At 59.6% G+C, this 19,897-nt stretch carries 19 protein-coding genes; 7 read left to right on the top strand and 12 right to left on the bottom strand.

Annotated features, from left to right (window positions below; all coding sequences use genetic code 11):
- Positions 1-11 precede the first annotated feature (11 nt).
- The gene (nuoG, locus tag QD357_RS24175) at positions 12-2,603 is read left to right on the top strand and encodes an NADH-quinone oxidoreductase subunit NuoG (RefSeq protein ID WP_414125179.1); all 2,592 of its coding nucleotides are present in this window, start codon (positions 12-14) and stop codon (positions 2,601-2,603) included.
- A 51-nt stretch (positions 2,604-2,654) separates the two neighbouring features.
- Here the strand turns inward: nuoG and QD357_RS24170 are convergent, their stop codons facing one another.
- From QD357_RS24170 to QD357_RS24120, 11 genes are all read right to left on the bottom strand, one after another.
- Positions 2,655-3,095 (bottom strand): CBS domain-containing protein, encoded by a 441-nt coding sequence (locus QD357_RS24170; protein WP_414125178.1) that lies wholly within the window; start codon positions 3,093-3,095, stop codon positions 2,655-2,657.
- Between the two features lie 42 nt (positions 3,096-3,137).
- Positions 3,138-3,704, bottom strand: a complete 567-nt coding sequence (locus QD357_RS24165) for an NADH-quinone oxidoreductase subunit I (protein WP_414125177.1) — start codon at positions 3,702-3,704, stop codon at positions 3,138-3,140.
- A 30-nt stretch (positions 3,705-3,734) separates the two neighbouring features.
- Positions 3,735-4,721 carry an NADH-quinone oxidoreductase subunit NuoH gene (gene nuoH / locus QD357_RS24160; RefSeq protein WP_414125176.1) on the bottom strand — a complete coding sequence of 329 codons (987 nt, stop codon included), beginning with the start codon at positions 4,719-4,721 and terminating at the stop codon, positions 3,735-3,737.
- 197 nt (positions 4,722-4,918) lie between these two features.
- Positions 4,919-5,140: a hypothetical protein gene (locus tag QD357_RS24155; RefSeq protein ID WP_414125175.1), complete on the bottom strand. Its 222-nt coding sequence runs from the start codon at positions 5,138-5,140 to the stop codon at positions 4,919-4,921.
- Positions 5,137-5,490 carry a cupin domain-containing protein gene (locus QD357_RS24150; protein ID WP_183940011.1) on the bottom strand — a complete coding sequence of 118 codons (354 nt, stop codon included), beginning with the start codon at positions 5,488-5,490 and terminating at the stop codon, positions 5,137-5,139. The genes QD357_RS24155 and QD357_RS24150 overlap by 4 nt, the downstream gene beginning before the upstream one ends.
- The gene (locus QD357_RS24145) at positions 5,483-6,148 is read right to left on the bottom strand and encodes a cysteine hydrolase family protein (RefSeq protein WP_183940014.1); all 666 of its coding nucleotides are present in this window, start codon (positions 6,146-6,148) and stop codon (positions 5,483-5,485) included. Before QD357_RS24145 ends, QD357_RS24150 begins: the two co-directional genes overlap by 8 nt.
- Positions 6,148-7,698 carry an ABC transporter ATP-binding protein gene (locus QD357_RS24140; RefSeq protein WP_414125174.1) on the bottom strand — a complete coding sequence of 517 codons (1,551 nt, stop codon included), beginning with the start codon at positions 7,696-7,698 and terminating at the stop codon, positions 6,148-6,150. Before QD357_RS24140 ends, QD357_RS24145 begins: the two co-directional genes overlap by 1 nt.
- Positions 7,695-8,411, bottom strand: coding sequence for a cysteine hydrolase family protein (locus QD357_RS24135; RefSeq protein WP_183940018.1), 717 nt, complete (start codon positions 8,409-8,411; stop codon positions 7,695-7,697). Before QD357_RS24135 ends, QD357_RS24140 begins: the two co-directional genes overlap by 4 nt.
- 10 nt (positions 8,412-8,421) lie before the next feature.
- Positions 8,422-9,348: an ABC transporter permease gene (locus tag QD357_RS24130; RefSeq protein WP_414125173.1), complete on the bottom strand. Its 927-nt coding sequence runs from the start codon at positions 9,346-9,348 to the stop codon at positions 8,422-8,424.
- Positions 9,348-10,496: an ABC transporter permease gene (locus tag QD357_RS24125; protein WP_414125172.1), complete on the bottom strand. Its 1,149-nt coding sequence runs from the start codon at positions 10,494-10,496 to the stop codon at positions 9,348-9,350. The genes QD357_RS24130 and QD357_RS24125 overlap by 1 nt, the downstream gene beginning before the upstream one ends.
- A gap of 21 nt (positions 10,497-10,517) precedes the next feature.
- Positions 10,518-11,645 (bottom strand): BMP family ABC transporter substrate-binding protein, encoded by a 1,128-nt coding sequence (locus QD357_RS24120; RefSeq protein ID WP_414125171.1) that lies wholly within the window; start codon positions 11,643-11,645, stop codon positions 10,518-10,520.
- A gap of 390 nt (positions 11,646-12,035) precedes the next feature.
- Here QD357_RS24120 and QD357_RS24115 point away from each other — a divergent pair, with 390 nt between their 5' ends.
- Positions 12,036-12,659, top strand: a complete 624-nt coding sequence (locus tag QD357_RS24115; protein WP_414125226.1) for a GntR family transcriptional regulator — start codon at positions 12,036-12,038, stop codon at positions 12,657-12,659.
- Between the two features lie 57 nt (positions 12,660-12,716).
- Here the strand turns inward: QD357_RS24115 and QD357_RS24110 are convergent, their stop codons facing one another.
- Positions 12,717-13,955 carry a DUF3422 domain-containing protein gene (locus QD357_RS24110; protein WP_183940069.1) on the bottom strand — a complete coding sequence of 413 codons (1,239 nt, stop codon included), beginning with the start codon at positions 13,953-13,955 and terminating at the stop codon, positions 12,717-12,719.
- Between the two features lie 543 nt (positions 13,956-14,498).
- Here QD357_RS24110 and QD357_RS24105 point away from each other — a divergent pair.
- Genes QD357_RS24105 through QD357_RS24085 form a run of 5 tightly spaced genes read left to right on the top strand, consistent with a single transcriptional unit; the run spans position 14,499 to position 19,891 of the window.
- Positions 14,499-14,801: a helix-turn-helix domain-containing protein gene (locus tag QD357_RS24105; protein WP_183940026.1), complete on the top strand. Its 303-nt coding sequence runs from the start codon at positions 14,499-14,501 to the stop codon at positions 14,799-14,801.
- Entirely contained in the window at positions 14,798-16,819 is a 2,022-nt protein-coding gene (hyfB, locus tag QD357_RS24100) for a hydrogenase 4 subunit B (protein WP_414125170.1), read from the top strand. The genes QD357_RS24105 and hyfB overlap by 4 nt, the downstream gene beginning before the upstream one ends.
- Positions 16,810-17,766 (top strand): respiratory chain complex I subunit 1 family protein, encoded by a 957-nt coding sequence (locus tag QD357_RS24095; protein WP_414125169.1) that lies wholly within the window; start codon positions 16,810-16,812, stop codon positions 17,764-17,766. The genes hyfB and QD357_RS24095 overlap by 10 nt, the downstream gene beginning before the upstream one ends.
- Entirely contained in the window at positions 17,766-18,431 is a 666-nt protein-coding gene (locus QD357_RS24090) for a hydrogenase-4 component E (protein WP_414125168.1), read from the top strand. The genes QD357_RS24095 and QD357_RS24090 overlap by 1 nt, the downstream gene beginning before the upstream one ends.
- Positions 18,428-19,891 carry a hydrogenase 4 subunit F gene (locus tag QD357_RS24085; RefSeq protein ID WP_414125167.1) on the top strand — a complete coding sequence of 488 codons (1,464 nt, stop codon included), beginning with the start codon at positions 18,428-18,430 and terminating at the stop codon, positions 19,889-19,891. The genes QD357_RS24090 and QD357_RS24085 overlap by 4 nt, the downstream gene beginning before the upstream one ends.
- Positions 19,892-19,897: the final 6 nt, after the last annotated feature.

Below are 19,897 nucleotides of genomic sequence, written 5' to 3'. Positions count from 1 at the left end.
GTGAGGAAGTCATGGTTAATGTTACGATCGACACACAAACGCTGGAAGTTGAGGCCGGTTCGACAGTACTGCAGGCCGCCCAACGTTTGGGCATCGACATCCCGACCTTCTGTTATCTGAAGCGCCTGCCGGCGCTCGCCTCCTGCCGCATGTGTCTGGTGGAGATCGAGGGGCTACGGCGGCTGCAGCCGTCCTGCGCCACCGCGGTCACCGACGGCATGGTGGTGCGAACGAACACGCCGCTCATCGAGGAAACGCGCTCTTCCATGCTCGATATGCTGCTCGCCAACCACCCTCTCGATTGCCCGATCTGCGACAAGGGCGGCGAATGCGAGCTTCAGAACATGGTGATGGCCTACGGGCCTCGCGAAAGCCGGTTCCGCGATGAAAAGCGTGTGTTCCACTCTGAAGACATCCGCCTCAGCCCGGTGATCATCATGAACGTCAACCGCTGCATCCAGTGCCAGCGCTGCGTCCGGGTGTGTGAGGAGGTCGTCGGCGCGGTCGCGCTTGGAACCGTCGAAAAAGGCATGGATACTGCCGTCACCGGTTTTGAGGGCAGCCTTGCGAGCTGCGATCAGTGCGGTAATTGCGTCGAGGTTTGTCCGGTCGGCGCGCTGATGAGCTTCCCCTATCGCTACAAGGCGCGGCCCTGGGATCTGGTCGAGACCGATACCGTCTGCCCGCATTGCGGCACCGGTTGCCAGCTAACGGTGGGGACGCGCAAGGGCGAATTCATGCGGGTACGTTCGAAGTGGGATCAGGGGCTTAACCGCGAAACGCTCTGCGTGCGGGGCCGTTTCGGTCTGGACTTCGTCGCGAGCCGGGACCGGATCAAGCGGCCGATGATCCGTCGTGACGGCGTCCTGGTTCCGGTTTCCTGGGACGAAGCGGGGGACTATCTCCGCGGGCGGCTGTCTGCCGTCGAGGGCAAGGCTGCCGGCGGGCTGGCCTCGCCGCGCCTGCCCAATGAGGTGCTTTATCAGTTCCAGAAGCTGATGCGGACGGTATTGCGGACCAATAATATTGACTGTTCGACGCGCTGGTCCACTCCCTTCGATATACTCGGTCCGTTGGTGGCACGCTTTTACAGCCGCGCACCGCTCGACCAAGTGATCGGCAACGACTGCGTGTTCATCGTTGGCGGCAATGTGACGGAGGAGAACCCCGTCACCGAATATCTGCTGCGGGATGGCGCGCGGCGGCGTCACACCGCATTGCTGATGCTATCGGCGCGGCCATCCCGTCTGGACGCCGATGCGCGGGTGGTTGTTCGTGTTCCCCCAGGCGGAGAGGCGGCAAGCCTGGCGGCCGTGGTAGCCGGGCTCGTGGCGGCCGCTGACCAGGCCTTGCTGGGTCAGACTTTGGGCGACATCAGCGCAAAAGTCGGTAGGCCGGCGGCGCGTATCGATAGTGACGGGCTGGATCGTCTGGCCGAAGCGCTCGAGAAGGGTCGCAGCGTCACCGTGCTTGTCAGCGTTGAACTGCTGAGATTGCCGGAAGCGCGAGCGACGCTGCAGCAGCTCAACAACCTGCTGCGGGTTCTCCACCTACTTGGCAAAGGCCCCGCGATGCAGTTCCTCTTCGACCGCGCCAACCAGATGGGTGCCTGGGACATGGKGGTTCTGCCGGCGGCTTTGCCGGGACTGCGGGCGGTCACCGATGATGCCGCGCGCGCAACTCTCGCACGGAAGTGGGGTGCCGAAATCCCGTCTGAATCCGGCGCGGGTCTCGACGCTATGCTGGAGCTCTGTGTCGGTGGGCGAATGGGCGCGCTCTACATCGCCGGAACCGACCCCTTGATAGCCTATCCCGACAGGGATTTCGTGATACGGGCACTTGGTGCTGCCGATCTCCTGATCGTGCAGGACACCTTCCTTACGGATACCGCGGGTTTGGCAGAGGTMGTGTTGCCCTCGGCAGGTTACGGCGAAGAAACCGGCACCTTCACCAACAACGAGGGCCGAACCCAAATGGTCCGCAAATTCCGCGAGCCAGCCCTCGAGGCGCGAGGCAATCTGGCGATCTTCGATTTCGTGGCGGCACTGCGGAATCAAGAGCTGCGGCCATCGATGCAAGGAGAAATCTTCGACGAGATTGGCGAGCTGATTCCGGCATACGACGGGTTGAGGCAGGAAGCGCTCGGTGCCGACGGCGCCTTCACCAAGGCTGTCCCGACGCCACCGGCTGGCGAGTTCTTCGCGTCGCCTGCTGCACCGAAAGCAGCCGAGCAGCTCATGCTGATCACCGGCGACTGCCTGTTCCATAACGGATATCTCTCCGAACGCTCGGAGATCCTCAATACGGTCGCGGACGACCCCTATGTCGAGATGAGTGCGGAGGATGCGGCTCAACTTGGCCTTTCGGATCGCGATCTGGTCACTGTCCGGTCCGCTCAGGGCGAATTGACGGCAAAGCTCAAGGTCAACAGGCGCTTTCCCGAAGGCCTGGTATTTGTTCCCGAAAACTACAGGGCCCTGCGTCTCAACAGGCTGATGCGGCGAGGCGAATACCCCTGTCCGGTCGATGTTCGAAAGGCGCATGCGACCTTCGAGGTTCCCTCAGTCGCGGACGTCGGGCCGAAACCCGATAGTCTGCGTTGAGGGAACCCGCTGACAGACTAGTCCCTGCATCCGGACATCAGGCCGGCGCCATCAGTGATAACCGGTGCCGGCAATGTATTCGTGCAACGCCTGCTCGTTGCGCATAGATTCGTCGAGCCGGTGTTTAACCACGTCGCCGATGCTGACAACGCCGATAGGGGTGTTGCCTTCCATCACCAACACATGGCGCGTGCGCCGTTTGGTCATGATCGCCATTACATAGGGCAGCAAATCCTCTGTCGTACAGGTCGCTACTTTGCGGTTCATGATGTCGGCCACCCGCATCATGGGTGCTTCGGTTCCGTATTCAGCCACTGCGTTGCAGCAGTCCCGCTCCGACAGCGTACCCAGGCATTCCCCCGGCTTCCGGCCCACGACCACGAAACCGATATTGTTGTMCCGAAACAGCCGCAGAACCTCAACCATCGGCCGATCTGGTGTGATCGAGATGAGCTCTGGCGATTTGGTTTTCAAGATTTGGCAAACATGCATCTGAGCCTCCTGTCTGCACGCTCCGGCCTCACGCAAGCGCCTTCACGTTCGCCGGATATTCCGCCACCAGTTGTAACCCTGCGGCTCACTTGTCTCGACCCGAACGCCCTGTCCGGTGTTCAGGCACGCAGCGACTACGCCGCCGCCGGTTGCCGCCTTGCCCGGCTTGCCGAGCAAATCCTCTCGTCCAATCACCAGGTCACGGGAGGAAAAACTCGAGAATTCGTACTGCTGGCCAAGAGCGATCGCATCCGCAGGGCAGGCGTCCTCGCAAAGCCCGCAAAACAGGCACCTGGCCGTGTCGATCTCGAATTTTGCCGGGTGACGATTGCCCTTCGCATCCTCGTAGGGAACGACTTCAATGCAGTCGCAGGGACAGATGCGTGCGCAGAGTTCGCAGGCCACGCATTTGATCTCACCCTCGTCGTCGCGCGTCAGAAAGTGGTGGCCGCGGTAGCGCGAGTAGGGCAACCATTTTTCTTTGTCAGGATATTGCATGGTCACGGATCTGGAGAACATGTAGCGGAAGGTCAAAGCCAAACCGCTCGCCAGATCGGCGAAGAATGCCCAGCCGATCCAAGTTCCAAGTCTGTGCTGCGCGCGCGACATTGTCGCCTCGCTGTGGGCCCCCTGTGGCCCCTAAAAGAAGGCAATACCAGTAATAATTATGTTCGCGATCGACAGAGGAAGCAAGACTTTCCATCCGATCGCCATCAGTTGGTCGTAGCGGTAGCGGGGGAAGGTGAAGCGGAACCAAATAAATAAATAGACGAAAAACGCGACCTTGAGCAGAAACCAGAGAAGCGGCGGCAAGGGGATCAGTATGCCGTTCCAGCCGCCGAAGAACAGGATCACCACCAGGACCGACACCAGCAATACGATCGCATATTCGCTGACCATGAAGAATGCAAAGCGGATGCCGCTGTATTCGGTATGAAAGCCAGCCCCCAGATCGCCCTCCGCTTCTGCCAAATCGAAGGGAATGCGCTGCGCTTCGGCCAGGCCAGCGACGAAGAACACGAAGAAGCCGATCGGTTGATACACGATGTTCCAGACATCGGCTTGCGCTCGCACGATCGAGAGCAGACTCATGGATTGCGCCAGCATCACCACGCCAATGACCGAGAAGCCCATCGGGATCTCATAGCTGATCATCTGCGCGCACGTCCTGAGGCTACCCAGAACGGCGTATTTGCTGTTAGCGGCCCAGCCACCGAAGATGACGCCATAGACCTCGATCCCGATCACCGCGAAGACGAAAAGGATCGCCACATTCATATTAGAGACGTAGAGCGTAATATTGGCGCCAAGGACCGAGATATTTTCGCCAAAGGGGATCGCGACGAACACTACAAAAGGTGGGACGAGCGCCAGGATTGGCGCCAGTTTGAACAGGAAGCGGTCCGCCTCGGCCGGGATATGATCTTCTTTGGTTAAGAGCTTGATCCCGTCCGCCATCGGCTGCAATAGCCCATGCCACCCCACGCGCATCGGGCCCATCCGCTGCTGCATGTGCCCGGCGATCTTGCGTTCCAGCCACGTCAGCGGCAAGGGCAGCAACAGAAGGATCGCAATCAGAAAGGCGACCTTGAAGATAATCAGGCCAAGGGCGACGAAAAGTTCCATATCCGCGGCTACTTATTCACGGGTTGAAACGCGACCGGACTTCGCCTCGGCTGTGGATCGAGCACGTTGCGCACCCATCGCTGTCATAGAGTACAACGGCGAAGCACCTCATACAATGCCATCGCACCGACGGAGAGATTTGGACGTTGAGGCTGCCAATCAGTCGCTTTCCGCGGCAGGCGACGTCGATATTATCCTTAACCGCAAAGGCAAGGCCCAAGGGCGGCCTTGCGACTGGGGGCGAACGCCCCAAGAGCTTCGGCTTGGGCGAGCAGATCTCTGATGTCGGCAAGATGGATGACGATACCGGGATCGTCTACCTCGGTGATGCGCAAAAATGCGGTGTCAATCATACCGCGGTAAGGCCGTTTGCGTAGCCTCATGAAGGGAACGGATATCGAAAGCTGATCCGCTCTCATGATGTTTCCCCTTCAAGTATTCTGACGGGTCGGTCCCATTGGATCAGCACAACGCAGCCCGTGTCGCTCCAAACCGAATGTTCGGTTCCGGCAGCATTGACCAAATAGCTGCCACTGCCGTAATCGCCGGCCTCGTCGGATTGGGTGCCGTCAAGCACCAGGATCGTTTCGAGCCCCTCGTGTCGATGGCGCGGCACGGAAGCCCCGGCCTCATATTTCAGAAGCGCTACGCCCGGCTGATCGCCTTCAAAAGGACGGATCCAATGGATGGTGACATCGGGTCGGAAGGGGCTGAATTCCAGTTCCTTCCAACCGCCGGAGGTCAAGAGTTCGCGGGTGCTTTCAGGCATGGATCGCCTCCAATATGTCATCCACATGCGCCGTCCAGCCGACGATTGCGCCTTGAGCACGGATCATGGCGATGGCGGCGGTCTTGAACTCAGGGAAATAGCTCTCGGTCGCCTCCTCGGCGAGCAGGCACTCGTAGCCACGGTCGTTCGCTTCGCGCATTGTCGTCTGGACGCAAACTTCGGTCGTGACGCCTGCGAAGACGAGCTGAGCGATGCCGCGCCGTTTCAGGATGTCGCCGAGCTCCGTGGCGTAAAAGGCTCCTTTGCCCGGCTTCTCGATCACGACCTCGCCATCGATGGGCGCCAGCTCGGGCAGGATCGCCGTCCCTGGCTCGCCGACAATCAGGATGCGGCCCATCGGACCTTCATCGCCGATCCTGAGCGAAGGATTGCCACGATCTCGCTTCGCCTGCGGCAGGTCGGACAGATCCGGCCTATGGCATTCCATCGTGTGGATCACCGGTAAGCGCGCTTTGCGGAAACCCTCAATCAGCCGCTTTACCTCGGGCACGATCCTGGTGACGCGGCTGACATCGTTGCCGAGGCTTTCGCCGAAGCCGCCGCGCTCAGCGAAATCGCGCTGCATGTCGATGACGATCAGGGCCACCTGATCGATCTTCGCCGCAAAGGCGAAGGGCTCCGCCTTGATGTCGATCATCAGTGATGCCCCGCCATGTGAGCGCCGATGACGCCGATATCGGCCGAGAGTGCCGGTGTTTCGTAGACCAGCTTGCCTTCCGAGATCACCATGATGCGGTCGGACATTTCCAGCAATTCGTCGAGATCCTCCGAGAGCAGCAGCACGGCGGTCCCGGCATTGCGGGCGCGCATGATACGGGCGCGGATTTCGGCGACGGCGGAGAAATCGAGGCCGAAGCAGGGGTTTGAGACGATCAGAAGATCGACTTTGCCCGTCAGCTCGCGCGCAAGCACGGCGCGTTGGACATTGCCGCCCGAAAGCGCTGCGATGGGCGATGAAGAAGACGCGGTCTTCACCTTGAAATCGGCAATCAATTCGGCGGCCCGCTTCTTCATCTTGGCCGAGCTCAGCCAGATCGCATCCTTGCCGTCGGCCTTAATGTCGAAGGTGCGGAAGGTGAGGTTTTCACTGACCGTCATTTTCGGCGCGCAGGCATTCTGCAACGGCTCTTCAGGAATGAAGCGGACATTGTTCCTGCGCGTCTCCGGCCGCGTCGCGCCGTAAAGCGCGCCATTGACCATGACCCGGCCCGTATCGGTCGGGCGCTGGCCGGCAAGAATCTCCGTCAGTTCCTTCTGGCCATTGCCGGAGATTCCCGCAATGCCGACGATCTCGCCGGAACGGACGGTGAGATTGTCGATCTCGATGGTCTTCAGCCCGGAGCGATCCGGGGCCTTGACCGCCTCGACTATCAAGACCGGTTTGGCGAGATCGGCGACGGGAACGCGCGTGTMGAGCTCGGCGAGCTTGACGTCGCCGATCATCATCGCCGCCATATCCGAGGTCGATAGCTCGCCGACCTTACCGCTCCCCACCAGTTTGCCGCGTCGCAGGATCGAGACCGCGTCGGCGAATATCGTCACTTCATGGAACTTATGCGAGATCATCAGCACGGTGAGTTCGCCGCGCTCCGTCATTCCGCGTACGAGGCCGAGCATTTCATCGGCCTCGGCCGGCGTCAGCACCGATGTCGGCTCATCGAGCACGAGGAAGGAGCGGCCGAGATAGAGCTGCTTGACGATTTCGAGCTTCTGCTTTTCACCGGCGGCAAGCTCGCTGACGGGCCGGTCGAGCGGAATCTTGAAGGGCATACGCTCCATGAAAGCGGCGAGATCCCGGCGTTCCCTGGCCCAGTTGATGACGGAAGGCACTTCGGTGCGGCTGATAACGAGGTTCTCTGCGCCCGTCAGCGAGGGCACCAGCGTGAAATGCTGGTAGACCATGCCGAGGCCGTAAGTCGCGGCGTCCTTTGGCGAGGCGATCGCCACCTCGCGGCCATCGACGGAGAGGGAGCCGGAGGTCGCGTGGTAGAAGCCCATGATGCATTTGACGAGCGTTGATTTGCCGGCGCCATTTTCGCCGAGCAGCGCATGGAAGCTGCCGGCCGGAATGCTGACTGAGACATGGTCGAGGGCTGTGAAGCTGCCGAAGCGCATCGTCATGTCGAGGGTATCGATGCCGACGGCCTTGCCTGCGTGCGGAAGGGGCGTGTCGCGGACGATACTCATGGCAGCGCCTCGATCAGCGCTTTGGAATTGGAAACGGAACCGAAGACGCCGCCCTGCATCTTCACCATTTTGACTGCGGCGAGATGATTGCCATAGTCGGTCGCGCCGCAGCAGTCTTCGAGCAGCAGGCATTCGAAGCCACGATCGTTTGCCTCGCGCATGGTCGTGGAAACGCAGACATCGGTCGTAATCCCGGTCAGGATGATGTTTTCGATGCGCTTCTGGTCGAGGATCAGCTCAAGGTCGGTCGCGCAGAAGGAGCCCTTGCCCGGCTTGTCGATGATTGCTTCGCCTTCGATCGGATAGAGGTCGGGAATGATGTCCCAGCCCGGTTCGCCGCGCACGAGAATGCGGCCACACGGACCGTTGTCGCCGATGCCGGCACCGATGCGTTGCGAGCGCCAGCGCTTGTTGGCAGGCAGGTCGGCGAGATCCGGCCGATGGCCCTCCCGCGTGTGGATGATGTGATAGCCCTTTGCGCGCATGGCAGACAGTACGGCCTTGATCGGCACGATCGGCGCCTGGACCAGAGACAGGTCGTAGCCCATGTGGTCGACATAACCGCCCCTGCCGCAGAAATCCGTCTGCATGTCGATGATGATGAGCGCGGTATTGTCCGGTCGCAGATCGCCGTTATAGGGCCAAGGATAGGGATCGGCGTCGATGTAGCTCAGCGTCTGGCCGGCCAGTTCCGCTTTGGGAAGGCTGTTCATTGCGGATCTCCTATTTGGTCAATGAAAGCGCGCCGGGAGCGCCCGCAAGCGAACGGGTCGGCGAGGATGTGGCAATAAGGATCACGAGCGTCAGCACGTAAGGCGTCGCGTAGAAGAGATAGTAACCTTCGGTCACACCGACCGATTGCAAAGCAGGACCAAGGGCGCCGGCGCCGCCGAAGAGCAGAGCGGCAAGGAAGCAGCCGATCGGGTTCCAGCGCGCGAAGATCACGAGGGCAACGGCCATCAGGCCCTGGCCCGAGGAGATGCGTTCATTCCAGGAACCTGGGTAATAGAGCGACAGATAGGCACCGCCGACGGCTGCCAGCGAGCCGCCGACGGCGGTCGCGACCAACCGGACGCGATCGGGGCGAATGCCCATCGCACGCGCCGCATCGGTGCTGTCGCCGACAACACGAAGGATGAGGCCGATCCTGGTATTCCGAAAGGCCCACCAGAGCAGGATCGCAAGCGCAATGCCGATCAGGAAGAGGGCGTTAACATCGAGTGCCGCCCGCACCGGCGCAAGTTCCGACCAGAAGCCGAACGGGATTGAAGGCAAATGCGCCGCCGCCGGTTGAATGAAGGGTTTGCCGAGAAAGAAGGCGAGGCCGAGCCCGAATTGCATCATTGCGATGCCGATCGCGATATCATTCACCTTCGGCCATTTGCAGATCCAGCCGTGCACGGCACCGAACACCGCGCCGGTCGCCATCGCGGCGAGCACGCCGAGCCAGGGCGAACCCGTCATGACGTCGATGGCGTAAGCCGTCATCGCGCCGAACACCAAGGTGCCCTCGAGACCGAGATTGATGCGGCCGGAGCGCTCGGTGATGGTTTCACCGAGGCTGACGAAAATAAAAGGCGTCGAAACCCGGATCGCGCCGGCCAGGATCGCGAGTGGGACGCCCCAGATGCCGATTGCTGCGTCTTCCATCATCCTCTCCCCTTGGCGAAGTCCCTGGTGTTCCAGAGATCGGGATTGAAGATCCTGAAACGGCCATAGAAGGTCTCGCAAAACAGGATGACGATGAAGAGGGTGCCCTGCAGAACGAGGACCGTTGCGTCGGGCAGGCCCATGCGCCGTTGGATCAGTCCGCCGGCGGCATCGATGCCGCCGAGAAAGAAGGCGACGGGAATGATTGCCAGTGGATTGTGGCGTGCCAGGAAGGCGACGAGGATGCCGGTATAGCCGTAACCCGCGGCAAGCGAGGCATTGGCGCTACCCTGTACAGCCGCGACCTCGACCATGCCGGCGAGACCTGCGAAACCGCCGGCGATCGCTGTCAGCCCGCCGATCAATTTGCCGACCGGCAGACCCTGGATCTGGGCGGCGCGTACATTGCCGCCGGCGATGCGTGCAGCAAAGCCGAAGCTCGTCATCTCGATCAGCACCCAGGAGACGACACAGGCCGTGATGCCGATCACGAGGCCCCAATTTACGTCCATGCCGGGAATGTTGCCCAGCATATAGCCCGATGGAAGCGGCTTAGTCGAAGGCTTGTTCAGGCTCGCCGGATCGCGCAGTGGCCCTTCAACGAACTGGTTCATCAGGGCGATGGCGATATAGGCGAGCAGTAGCGAGGAAATAGTCTCGTTGACGCCGCGATAATGGCGCAACAGACCCGCGAGACTGATCCAGATACCGCCAATGAAAAAGGCGGCAGCGGCCATCAGAATCAAAACGACGAGGACCGGCGCAGTGCCAACGAGCGGCAGGGCGATCGCCGCCGCCGCGACGCCACCGAGAACKACCGCGCCTTCGCCGCCGATGATGACAAGTCCGAGGCGGGCTGGCAGCGCGACGCAGAGCGCGGTCAGCAGCAGCGGCGAGGCTCGGCTCAGGCTGTTCTGGATGGAAAACCAGCTGCCGAAGCCGCCGGTATACATTAGTTGATAGAGCATGGCCGGCGACTTGCCGAGCGCGAGAAGGAAGAGGGAGAAAAGCGCCAGGCCGGCGAGAATGCCGCCAAGCGTGATGACGACAGGTTCGGCCCGCCGCGCCAGCCATTCCAGGACAGGGCGCAACGATGCCTGCCTCGTGGCGGAAAGAGAGATTGCCGGATCATCGATCTTGACCGTCATGACGCTTCCCTCCCTTCGAGATCAGGCGGTGGACCCGACCACGCCTTCGACCAGGTAATCCATGCTTTCCAGCTCTATCGCGTCTTCGGCATAGGCCTTGCCACCATCGATGACCTGCTTGCCTTTGTTGTCCTTCAGCGGCCCCTTAAAGACGGAGAAGCCGCCGGCAATCATTTCTGCCTTGGTCGCCTCGAACTTCTTGCGAGCCGCATCGGAAACGCCGGGGCCAAGGGCGCTCATCTTGACGAAACCGTCCTTCAGGCCGCCACGCACGAAGTTCGGCAGGGCCTGGCCGGCCTGCGCCTGCTTGATGAAATTGCTATAGACATTCCCCCAGGCCCATTCGGCGCCGGTCAGATATTTTTCCGGTGCAATCGGGCTCTGATTGGCGTGGTAGCCGCAGACGAAGGCGCCGCGGCCGGCAGCCGTCTGAACGACGACCTTGGGGCTATCGACATGGCAGGTGATGACATCGGCGCCCTGATCGATGAGCGCGTTGGTAGCTTCTGCTTCCTTGACCGCAAGCGACCATTCGCCGGTGAAGATCACCTGGCAGGTGATCGCGGGATCGACCGACCGGGCGCCGAGCAGAAAGGCGTTGATGTTCTGCAGCACCTGCGGAATCGGCTTGGCGGCGACGAAACCTATCTTCTTGCTCTTCGTCGCGTAGCCCGCCGTAATGCCATTCAGATACTGGCCCTGGAAGATGTAGCCGAAGTAGGAACCCGTGTTMATCGGGTGCTTGTCCTTCTGCCACAAGCCGCCGCAATGGCGGAACTGGGCGTTCGGATACTTCGCGGCCATCGCCAGCATGTGGGGATCGAAATAGCCGAAGGATGTCGGGAAGATCAGGGAGGCGCCGTCGAGATTGATCATCGACTCGATCGTCTTCTGGACATCGACCGTCTCCGGCACGTTCTCCTCTTCGACCACGGTCACCCCCGGCATCGTCTTGACGGCGGCGGCACCTTCTGAATGCGCCTGATTATAGCCGTAGTCGTCCTTGGGGCCGACATAGATGAAGCCGACGGTCAGCGCCGTCTGTGCGGCGGCGCGGGATGCTAGCAGCCCGGGCGCAAGTCCGGCGAGGGCGCCAGCGGCGGATGCCTGAAGGAAATTGCGACGGTTCATGGAAAGGAGTTTAGTCATCACGATGGTCCTTGCGGCGAAGAGGGCCGGTTAGTGTGGGTGCAAAAAAGTGTATGCAATGAGCATGCCAGATATTAATATGTTGATTTTTATAAATAATGTTTATTTCTACGGAACGCTACATGGGAAATTTCTTTGCAACTTTCATGCTAGGAAGATCAAAATATGTGCATAGCCTATAAATAAGTCAGAATACGTGCTTAAATATGCAAGCTTCCACCGATCTCCTGCTTTCGGAAGATTTTCTGTAAGTATAATCAGGTACTTAAATCAATAATTGACTTTCATGCGTGGCAAATGCATGTGTATGCAGAAGGTAAAAAGGCAGAATCAGTGTTGGGGCAAGTCAGGCGCACGCGGGTCGTCCGGGCAGGTAATACCGTCGAACAGATGGTGCGGGCGATTGCCGATATGATTGTGACGGGACAAATGCTGCCGGGCGAGAAGCTTGATGAAATCTCGCTTGCGGCGCGCTTCGAGGTGTCACGCACGCCCGTGCGAGAAGCGCTGCGCGAACTGGGGGCGATGGGTCTTGTCGATCGTGAACCAAACCGCAGCGCCGTCGTAACCAACGTTACCGAAAACTATCTGCATTCGATGTTCGAGGCGATGGCGGAGCTCGAGGGGATGTGCGCGCGGCTTTCGGCCGAGCGCATGACCGTGGACGAGCGGCGTCAGCTGGAAATCGAGCATCGGGCGTCAGCACGGCTGGTTCATCGAGGGGCGGATGAGGACTATGCCGCCTATAACATCGAATTTCATAACCGGCTCTATCGCGGCGCTCATAACGATCATATTTACGAACTCGTGACCCAGAGCCGCGCCAGGCTCGCGCCTTTCCGCCGAGCACAGTTCAGGCTGCCGGGTMGGCTGACGAAATCCTATGCGGAGCATGACGCGATCGTAACGGCAGTCATTCGAGCAGACGGCGCTGCCGCTGCGCAGGCGGCATATTCGCATGTCGAAATTGTAAGCGATGCCAGCGCCGTCTTTGCCAAGGCAAACGTTGAGTAGTTTCTTCAGGCTGCGCGGGCCTGCCATCAGCTGCTACAATGAGCACTGCATCTTGGTTCAGGGCTCTGCCTTCAGAGCATGCTTCACGCGGAGGACGGTAACCAGCACCGCTGCGACAACAATTGGAATTGAGACGAGCATGATCACGGGAGTGAAGTGATAGCCGGTGTGGTCAGCGGTCTCGAAGACGAACTTCATCAAACTGAGCAAATAGTAGCTGATTGCGATGATCGAGAAGCCTTCTACTGCACGCTGGATCTTTACCTGGGTCGCGGCGCGATCCGCCATAGCTTGGATTTGGGTAGCATTCTGGAACTCGATCTCGACCTGAATGCGGGTTTGGAGAAGGTCGAGCAAATGCATCGTCGCCTGTGAGAGCTGTCCAAGCCGAATGGCCGTTGCCTCACACGTTCTGACCGCAGGCTTAAAACGCCTTTCGACGAACGTGCCGAAGCGCTGAAAACCAGGGGCGTGTGTTTCCCGGAGCATGGCGATCCGTTCCTCGACGATCTTGGCGTAGGCTCCGGTTGCTCCGAATCGATTGCGTGTCTCGGCTGTGGCCGAGATGATGTGCGAAGAAAGTATTGTGATCTCTTCAAGTAGCTGTTTGTGATCCTTTGCAGGCGTAATCAGGTTGCGGTTTGTCAGCTCTACAAGCTTTTTGTCATAGCCACCAAGGAGTGGAGCGAGCCGCCGCGCTTCGGGCAGTCCGAGCAGCGCCATGGCGCGGTAAGTTTCGATCTCAAAGATACGCCGTACCATCCGCCCGAGCCGGTGTGCATTCAGATCTTTGTTGAACAATAGGATTCTGCTCGAATGATCCTCGCGAACCCGAAAATCGGAGCAAACTTGGGCGGAACCGCCTCCGATTGTAGAGGCCGCGGTGTCTCCGAAATCGAAGGTCTTAAGGACCGGGCTAAGGTCGGTCGGAGCCTCGCCCAGGACAAGAATGCTGACGTGACAAACGAGACGAGGGGACGCTAGCCCGGCAAGGGTTGCGAAATCTGCCTCAGCGAGATCGGATTCAGGCCAGGTTAGGGTTTGATCAGCGAGCTTTCGCACGCGGGTGACTGTCACGAACTCGGTGTGGTGTTCCAGTCTGACCGATATATTTCCGTCTACCCGGACGCTATCATGGAAATCCTTCACAACCCCGTCTGAAGGCATAAATGCGATATGCTCGACAATCGCCGGTCCATCGAAGTAGATCGATGGCCGAGCATGCAGCTCCGCGTTGAAGTCAGCCGCCTGGTGGAATGACGAGTCGTCGGGTGTTGTTGTTATCAACTGTTCCATAGTCTTGGATGTCACTCCGCGTGGCCTCCCATGCCAATTGCCGATCACGATGGCGTATGCGCAGCTAGCCTAAGGAAATCTACAGCACATGGAAAGATGAGTTCCTGTCACCGACGCGGTGAGATGGTCTCATCGAGATAGTCAATCGTCGACCCTTGATTGATAATCAGGAACTTCGCGAGGAAGCTTTCAAGAAAGAAGCGCCAGGTGGGATGATCCAGGGACTACTCGTTGAAACCGGTCCGGTTTCAGTTGTTCCTGAGCCGCTAAATGAGCATCTCAATCAAGCTGAACAATAGTGGCAATAACGCCTAAGGATTTCCCAATTCATAAGCTAAGTATATGACATTACTATCCATTTTTGAAGGCGTCCGGTACAAATGGTTCCCAATGCACCCTTAGATCTTTCTCAAAACCCGCGCTGTTCAGAAAAAGGCCCGCCGAAGCGAGCCGTGACGCATCAGAATTGTGATTTGATACATCGGTAAGCATGCGCTAGGGTTCTGATATCAGAGCTTATCAAGCATAAGTGATGGTTGCGCTATGATCACCGCCGCTCAAATACGTGCCTCCAGGGCACTTCTTGGCATAGATCAGCGCCGACTCGCCGAATTGGCTGGAGTATCAGTCCCGACGATTCAGCGTATGGAGGCAAGCCCTGACGTCGTGCGCGGCAACGTTGATTCCCTCATGCGTTTGCTGGCGGCTTTGAGCGAGGCTGGCATAGAGGTGATTAACGAGGGGGCGGTTAGCCAGGATGGAGGGCGCGGCGTCAGGCTAAAGACTAGGCAGTCGGACAACGAAGCGCCTGCATTACCCGGACGAGGAAAAGGACCTCGTTCATGATTTGTCTGGTCGCGATCCTACTGTGCTCGGTATTCCTATTTGCAACCGCGGCTTCAGCGGTCTTTATCGCCCGCTCGAAACATGCAACGAATCTCGTCTATGGATTAAGCTTCTTCCTCTCGGCAATCGCCTTCGCTGCGGCTGTCGGTGCACTCACCACGATAGTTTCTCCCGATGCCGTATCGAAGCTCATGCTTCCGGTCGGCCTGCCGTGGCTCGGCAGTCATTTCCGTCTGGATGCGCTATCCACCTTCTTCCTGACGGTCGTCGATTTCGGTGGCATGCTTGCGAGCCTATACGCGCTCGGCTATGGCCGGCACGAACAGGCGCCGCACCGAGTGCTACCGTTCTTCCCGGCCTTTGTCGCAGGTATGAATCTCGTGATCCTTGCGGATGACGCCTTCACCTTCCTGATGTCCTGGGAGTTTATGTCGCTCGCTTCCTGGGCGCTTGTGATGGCCCATCATCGCGATACCGACAACCGGAAAGCCGGTTATCTCTACATTGTCATGGCCAGCTTCGGCACGTTCACCCTTTTGCTCGCTTTCGGTCTGCTTGCGGGACCGGATGGCAATTACAGTTTTGCCACCATGCGTGCCACCGAACATGCGTCACTGACCTCAGGTTTGGTGCTCGTTTTGCTGCTGCTCGGTGCTGGATCCAAGGCTGGGCTGGTGCCCCTGCATGTCTGGCTACCGCGAGCGCATCCGGCAGCCCCCAGTCATGTTTCGGCTCTCATGAGCGGCGTTATGACCAAAGTCGCGGTGTACGGCTTCATCCGCGTGGTCTTCGATCTGCTCGGCACGCCTGCCTGGTGGTTCGGCATCGTCGTTCTGGCGATCGGCGGCACCACCACGGTTCTCGGTATCCTGCACGCGCTTATGGAGAGTGATCTCAAGCGCCTTCTCGCGTATAGCACCATTGAAAATATCGGCGTCATCTTCGTCAGCCTCGGTCTGGCGCTTGCGTTCAAGGCGAACGGCATGGGACTGCCAGCAGCGCTGGCGTTGATCGCCGCGCTATTCCATGTCCTGAATCATTCTTTCTTCAAGAGCCTCCTTTTCTTTGGTGCCGGCGCGGTGCTGACGGCAACCGGGGAACGAGATATGGAAAAACTCGGTGGGCTCATCCATCGCATGCCGGTGACCGGCGTAGTCTTTCTCATTGGCTGCGTCGCCATCTCGGCTCTTCCTCCCTTCAATGGTTTCGTTTCCGAATGGCTGGCGTTTCAGGCTGTCCTGCAAAGCCCAGCCCTGCCGCAATGGGGATTAAAGCTCCTGGTGCCGGCAGTGGGCGGCCTGCTCGCTTTTGCCGCCGCGCTTGCGGCTGCCTGTTTCGTCAAGGTATTCGGCGTGACATTTCTTGGCCGTCCCCGCACGGCATTGGTCGAACAGGCAATGGAAGTCGACCGCTTCTCCCTTGCCGCCATGTCGGTGTTGGCTTTCCTTTGCCTTGCTGCCGGTATTCTGCCGGGGGTAGTCATCGACGCACTGGCACCGCTGACGCTCTCGCTGATCGGGCAGCGCATGTCGGTGCAAATGGATATTCCATGGCTGTCGATCGTACCGATCGCCGAAGCCCGCAGCTCGTATAACGGCTTGCTGGTTTTCCTCTTCATCCTCCTTTCGGCGTCGCTCGCGGCCTATCTCGTTCACCGTTTCGGCTCGCGACGCATCCGCCGGGCGCCGGCCTGGGATTGCGGATTTCCGCTGAGCAGTCCAGCAACGCAATATACCGCCAGCAGCTTCGCCCAGCCAATCAGGCGCGTCTTCGGCACGCTGATCTTTCGCGCGCGAGACCGGGTCAACATGCCGCCGCCCGGCGATCTCCGGCCGGCGCGGTTTATCCTGGAGATGCATGATCAGATATGGGAAGGGCTCTATCTGCCTATCGTCGGCGCCGTCGGCTTTGCCGCGGAAAAACTCAACTTTCTGCAATTCCTGACCATCCGCCGCTATCTGAGCCTTGTCTTCCTCACGCTCGTCTTCCTGCTTCTGGTCCTGGCGCTATGGTMATGATGTCAGCCCTTTTCGCCCAAGTCCTCCAGATGTTACTCGTCGTGCTGTTGGCGCCGTTGCTGACGGGCGTCGTGCGCATGTTCAAGGCGCGGCTGTTACGCCGTCGCGGACCTTCCCTGATACAGCCTTATCGTGACCTTGCCCGGCTTCTGCGCAAGGAGGCGGTGGTTGCGGAGAATGCATCCTGGCTGTTCAGAGCAGCGCCCTACGTGATCTTCGCCGCGACATGGGTGGCTGCAGCCATCATCCCGACTTTCGCCACCGGCCTCCTTTTTAGCTGGACCGCGGACCTGATCGCCATCATCGCGCTGCTTGGCAGTGCGCGTTTCTTCCTGGCGCTTGCCGGCATGGATGTAGGCACCAGCTTCGGCGGCATTGGCTCGAGCCGGGAGATGATGATTGCGACGCTCGCCGAGCCGTCGATGCTGCTCATCATCTTCACGCTTGCCCTGGTCGCCGGCTCGACCCAACTTTCCACCATCGCTGCCTTCATGACCTCGCCGCAAGTGGGGTTGCGCGTCTCGCTGGCGATTGCCCTCATCGCCCTCATCATGGTCGCAATTGCCGAAAATGCTCGCATCCCTGTCGACAACCCCGCGACCCATCTGGAACTGACCATGGTGCATGAAGCTATGGTGCTTGAATATTCCGGGCGACACCTTGCCATGATCGAGCTTGCGGCATCGCTCAAGCTGTTACTCTATATTTCGCTGATCGCCTGCCTTTTCGTCCCCTGGAAGCTCGTTGCCTTTGGGGCCGGGCCGCTTAGCTATCTGATCGGATTGTTCGCCTATCTCGCCAAGCTTGCGGCGGGTGGTGCCCTGCTTGCGCTGTTTGAAACCGCGACTGCCAAGATGCGCGTGTTCCGTGTGCCGGAATTCCTCGGTGCAGCGCTGATGCTCGGTCTGCTCGCCGCGTTCTTGCGTTTCGTCTCAAGGGGGCTCTGATGACCCGGTCGGTCTTCGATATCGCTCATATGTTTGCCGGCGGTCTGGTTCTCGTCAGCATGATGATGCTCTATCAGGATCGTCTCTATGCGCTGCTGAACGTCTTTGCGCTGCATTCGCTGGTGCTGACGCTCTCGGTTGCCTGGCAAGCCCTCATCCAGAATGCACCGCATCTCTTCGTGACGGCGGCGATCGCTCTCATTTTCAAGGCAATCATCATTCCCGTCGTGCTGCATCGCATGATCCGCCAGCTCGGCATCCACCGCGAGATCGAGACTGTTGTCGGCGTCGGCCCCACCATGCTTGCCGGCCTGGGACTGGTGGCCCTGGCCACGGTCGTCATGCTGCGGGTAACACCATCGGCCGATCCGATCGCACGGGAAGACCTTGCCTTCGCTTTGTCGGTCCTGCTGCTGGGGCTCCTGATCATGGTCACGCGCCGCAATGCCGTGAGCCAAGTCGTCGGCTTCATGTCTTTGGAAAACGGGTTGGTGCTGGCGGCGACCGGCGCCAAGGGCATGCCGCTGGTGGTGGAGATCAGCGTCGCTTTCTCGATCCTGATTGCCTTCATTGTCATCGGCGTTTTCTTGTTCCGGATCCGCGAGCGCTTCGACACGGTAGACGTGCGGGCGCTCGACGACTTCAAGGGGAGGCGGCGGAAATGAACGATCTCTCCTCCGTCCTCGGCTTCGACGCGGTGACGGCCGTCCTCGTCATTCCGATTGCCGCGGCAGCCCTGCTGGCGCTCCTACCCGGCTACCGCATGACGGCACGGCTGAACATAGTCGCGAGCCTTCTCACCCTGCTTGCGGCGCTTTTGCTCTTTTTTAACGCTCGGCTGCCGCCGGGCCGGTATCTGCTCGTCKACGATCTCAATATCGTCTTTATCGTCCTGAATGCCTTTGTCGGCTTCACCACCAGTGTCTTCAGTGCCGGCTACATCGCCCACGAACTCGAGATCGGCCGTCTGACGCCCGCCAACTTGCGCTTCTACCACGCGATGTATCAAATCATGATGTTTGGTATGAACCTCGCGTACGTGTCGAACAACATCGGCTTGATGTGGGTCGCGGTGGAACTTGCGACGCTGACCACCGTGCTKATGGTCGGTATCTACCGCACGCATGAGGCGCTAGAAGCCGCCTGGAAATATTTCATCCTCGGAAGCGTCGGTATCGCCTTCGCGCTGTTCGGCACCATCCTCGTCTATCTGGCCGCTCAGGCCGTCGTCGGCACCGGCTATGATGCCATGGTCTGGACGACACTGGTGGAACATGCCGCAGGCTTCGATCCGGCTCTTCTCAATCTCGCCTTCATCTTCCTGTTGCTCGGCTACGGCACCAAGGTCGGATTGGCGCCACTGCATGCCTGGCTGCCGGACGCACATGCCGAGGGGCCGACACCGATTTCGGCGGTGCTTTCTGGCCTGCTGCTCAACGTTGCGCTCTATGCCGTGCTGCGGTTCAAGATATTGCTTGCCGCCAGCCCGGAAGCAATCAGCCCCGGGCCGCTGATGATGACGATGGGGCTCACCTCACTGATCTTCGCCGCCTTCATGCTCTACCGCCGTCGCGACATCAAACGTCTGTTCGCCTATTCATCAATCGAGCATATGGGCATCATCGTCTTCGCCTTTGGTCTCGGCAGCTCGCTCGCCAATTTCGCCGGCCTGTTGCATATGGTCATGCATTCGCTGACCAAGTCGGCGATCTTCTTTGCCGTCGGTCACATCGCCCAGATCAAGGGAACGCAGAGGCTTTCGGCCATTCGAGGCCTAACCGAGACACATCCGGGGCTTGGCTGGGGTTTGCTGGTCGGTGTGATCGCCATTGCCGGCTTGCCGCCGGCGGGCATATTCATGAGCGAATTCCTCATCGTCAGCTCGACCTTCGCGAAGGTGCCGTTGCTTGCAATTCCGCTCGTATTTGGGCTGTTGGTCGCTTTCGGGGCTCTATTGCTGCGATTGACGGGGGCCATCTTTGGTCAGCCGCGTGGCAGCACTGCGCCGGCCGAAGCGTCCTACCTGCCGATGTTTCTGCATCTGGCGCTCGTGCTCGGAGCCGGAATCTACCTACCGCCCCTGATGGTTGCTTGGTTTCAGCATATCGCCAATCTTCTTCGATGATGTGGA

The sequence above is a fragment of the Rhizobium sp. BR 317 genome (genome assembly GCF_047445835.1).
Taxonomy (GTDB): domain Bacteria; phylum Pseudomonadota; class Alphaproteobacteria; order Rhizobiales; family Rhizobiaceae; genus Rhizobium; species Rhizobium paranaense.
Note: the sequence above shows the minus strand (reverse complement) of the source record. Positions and strands in the feature narration are given on the sequence as shown.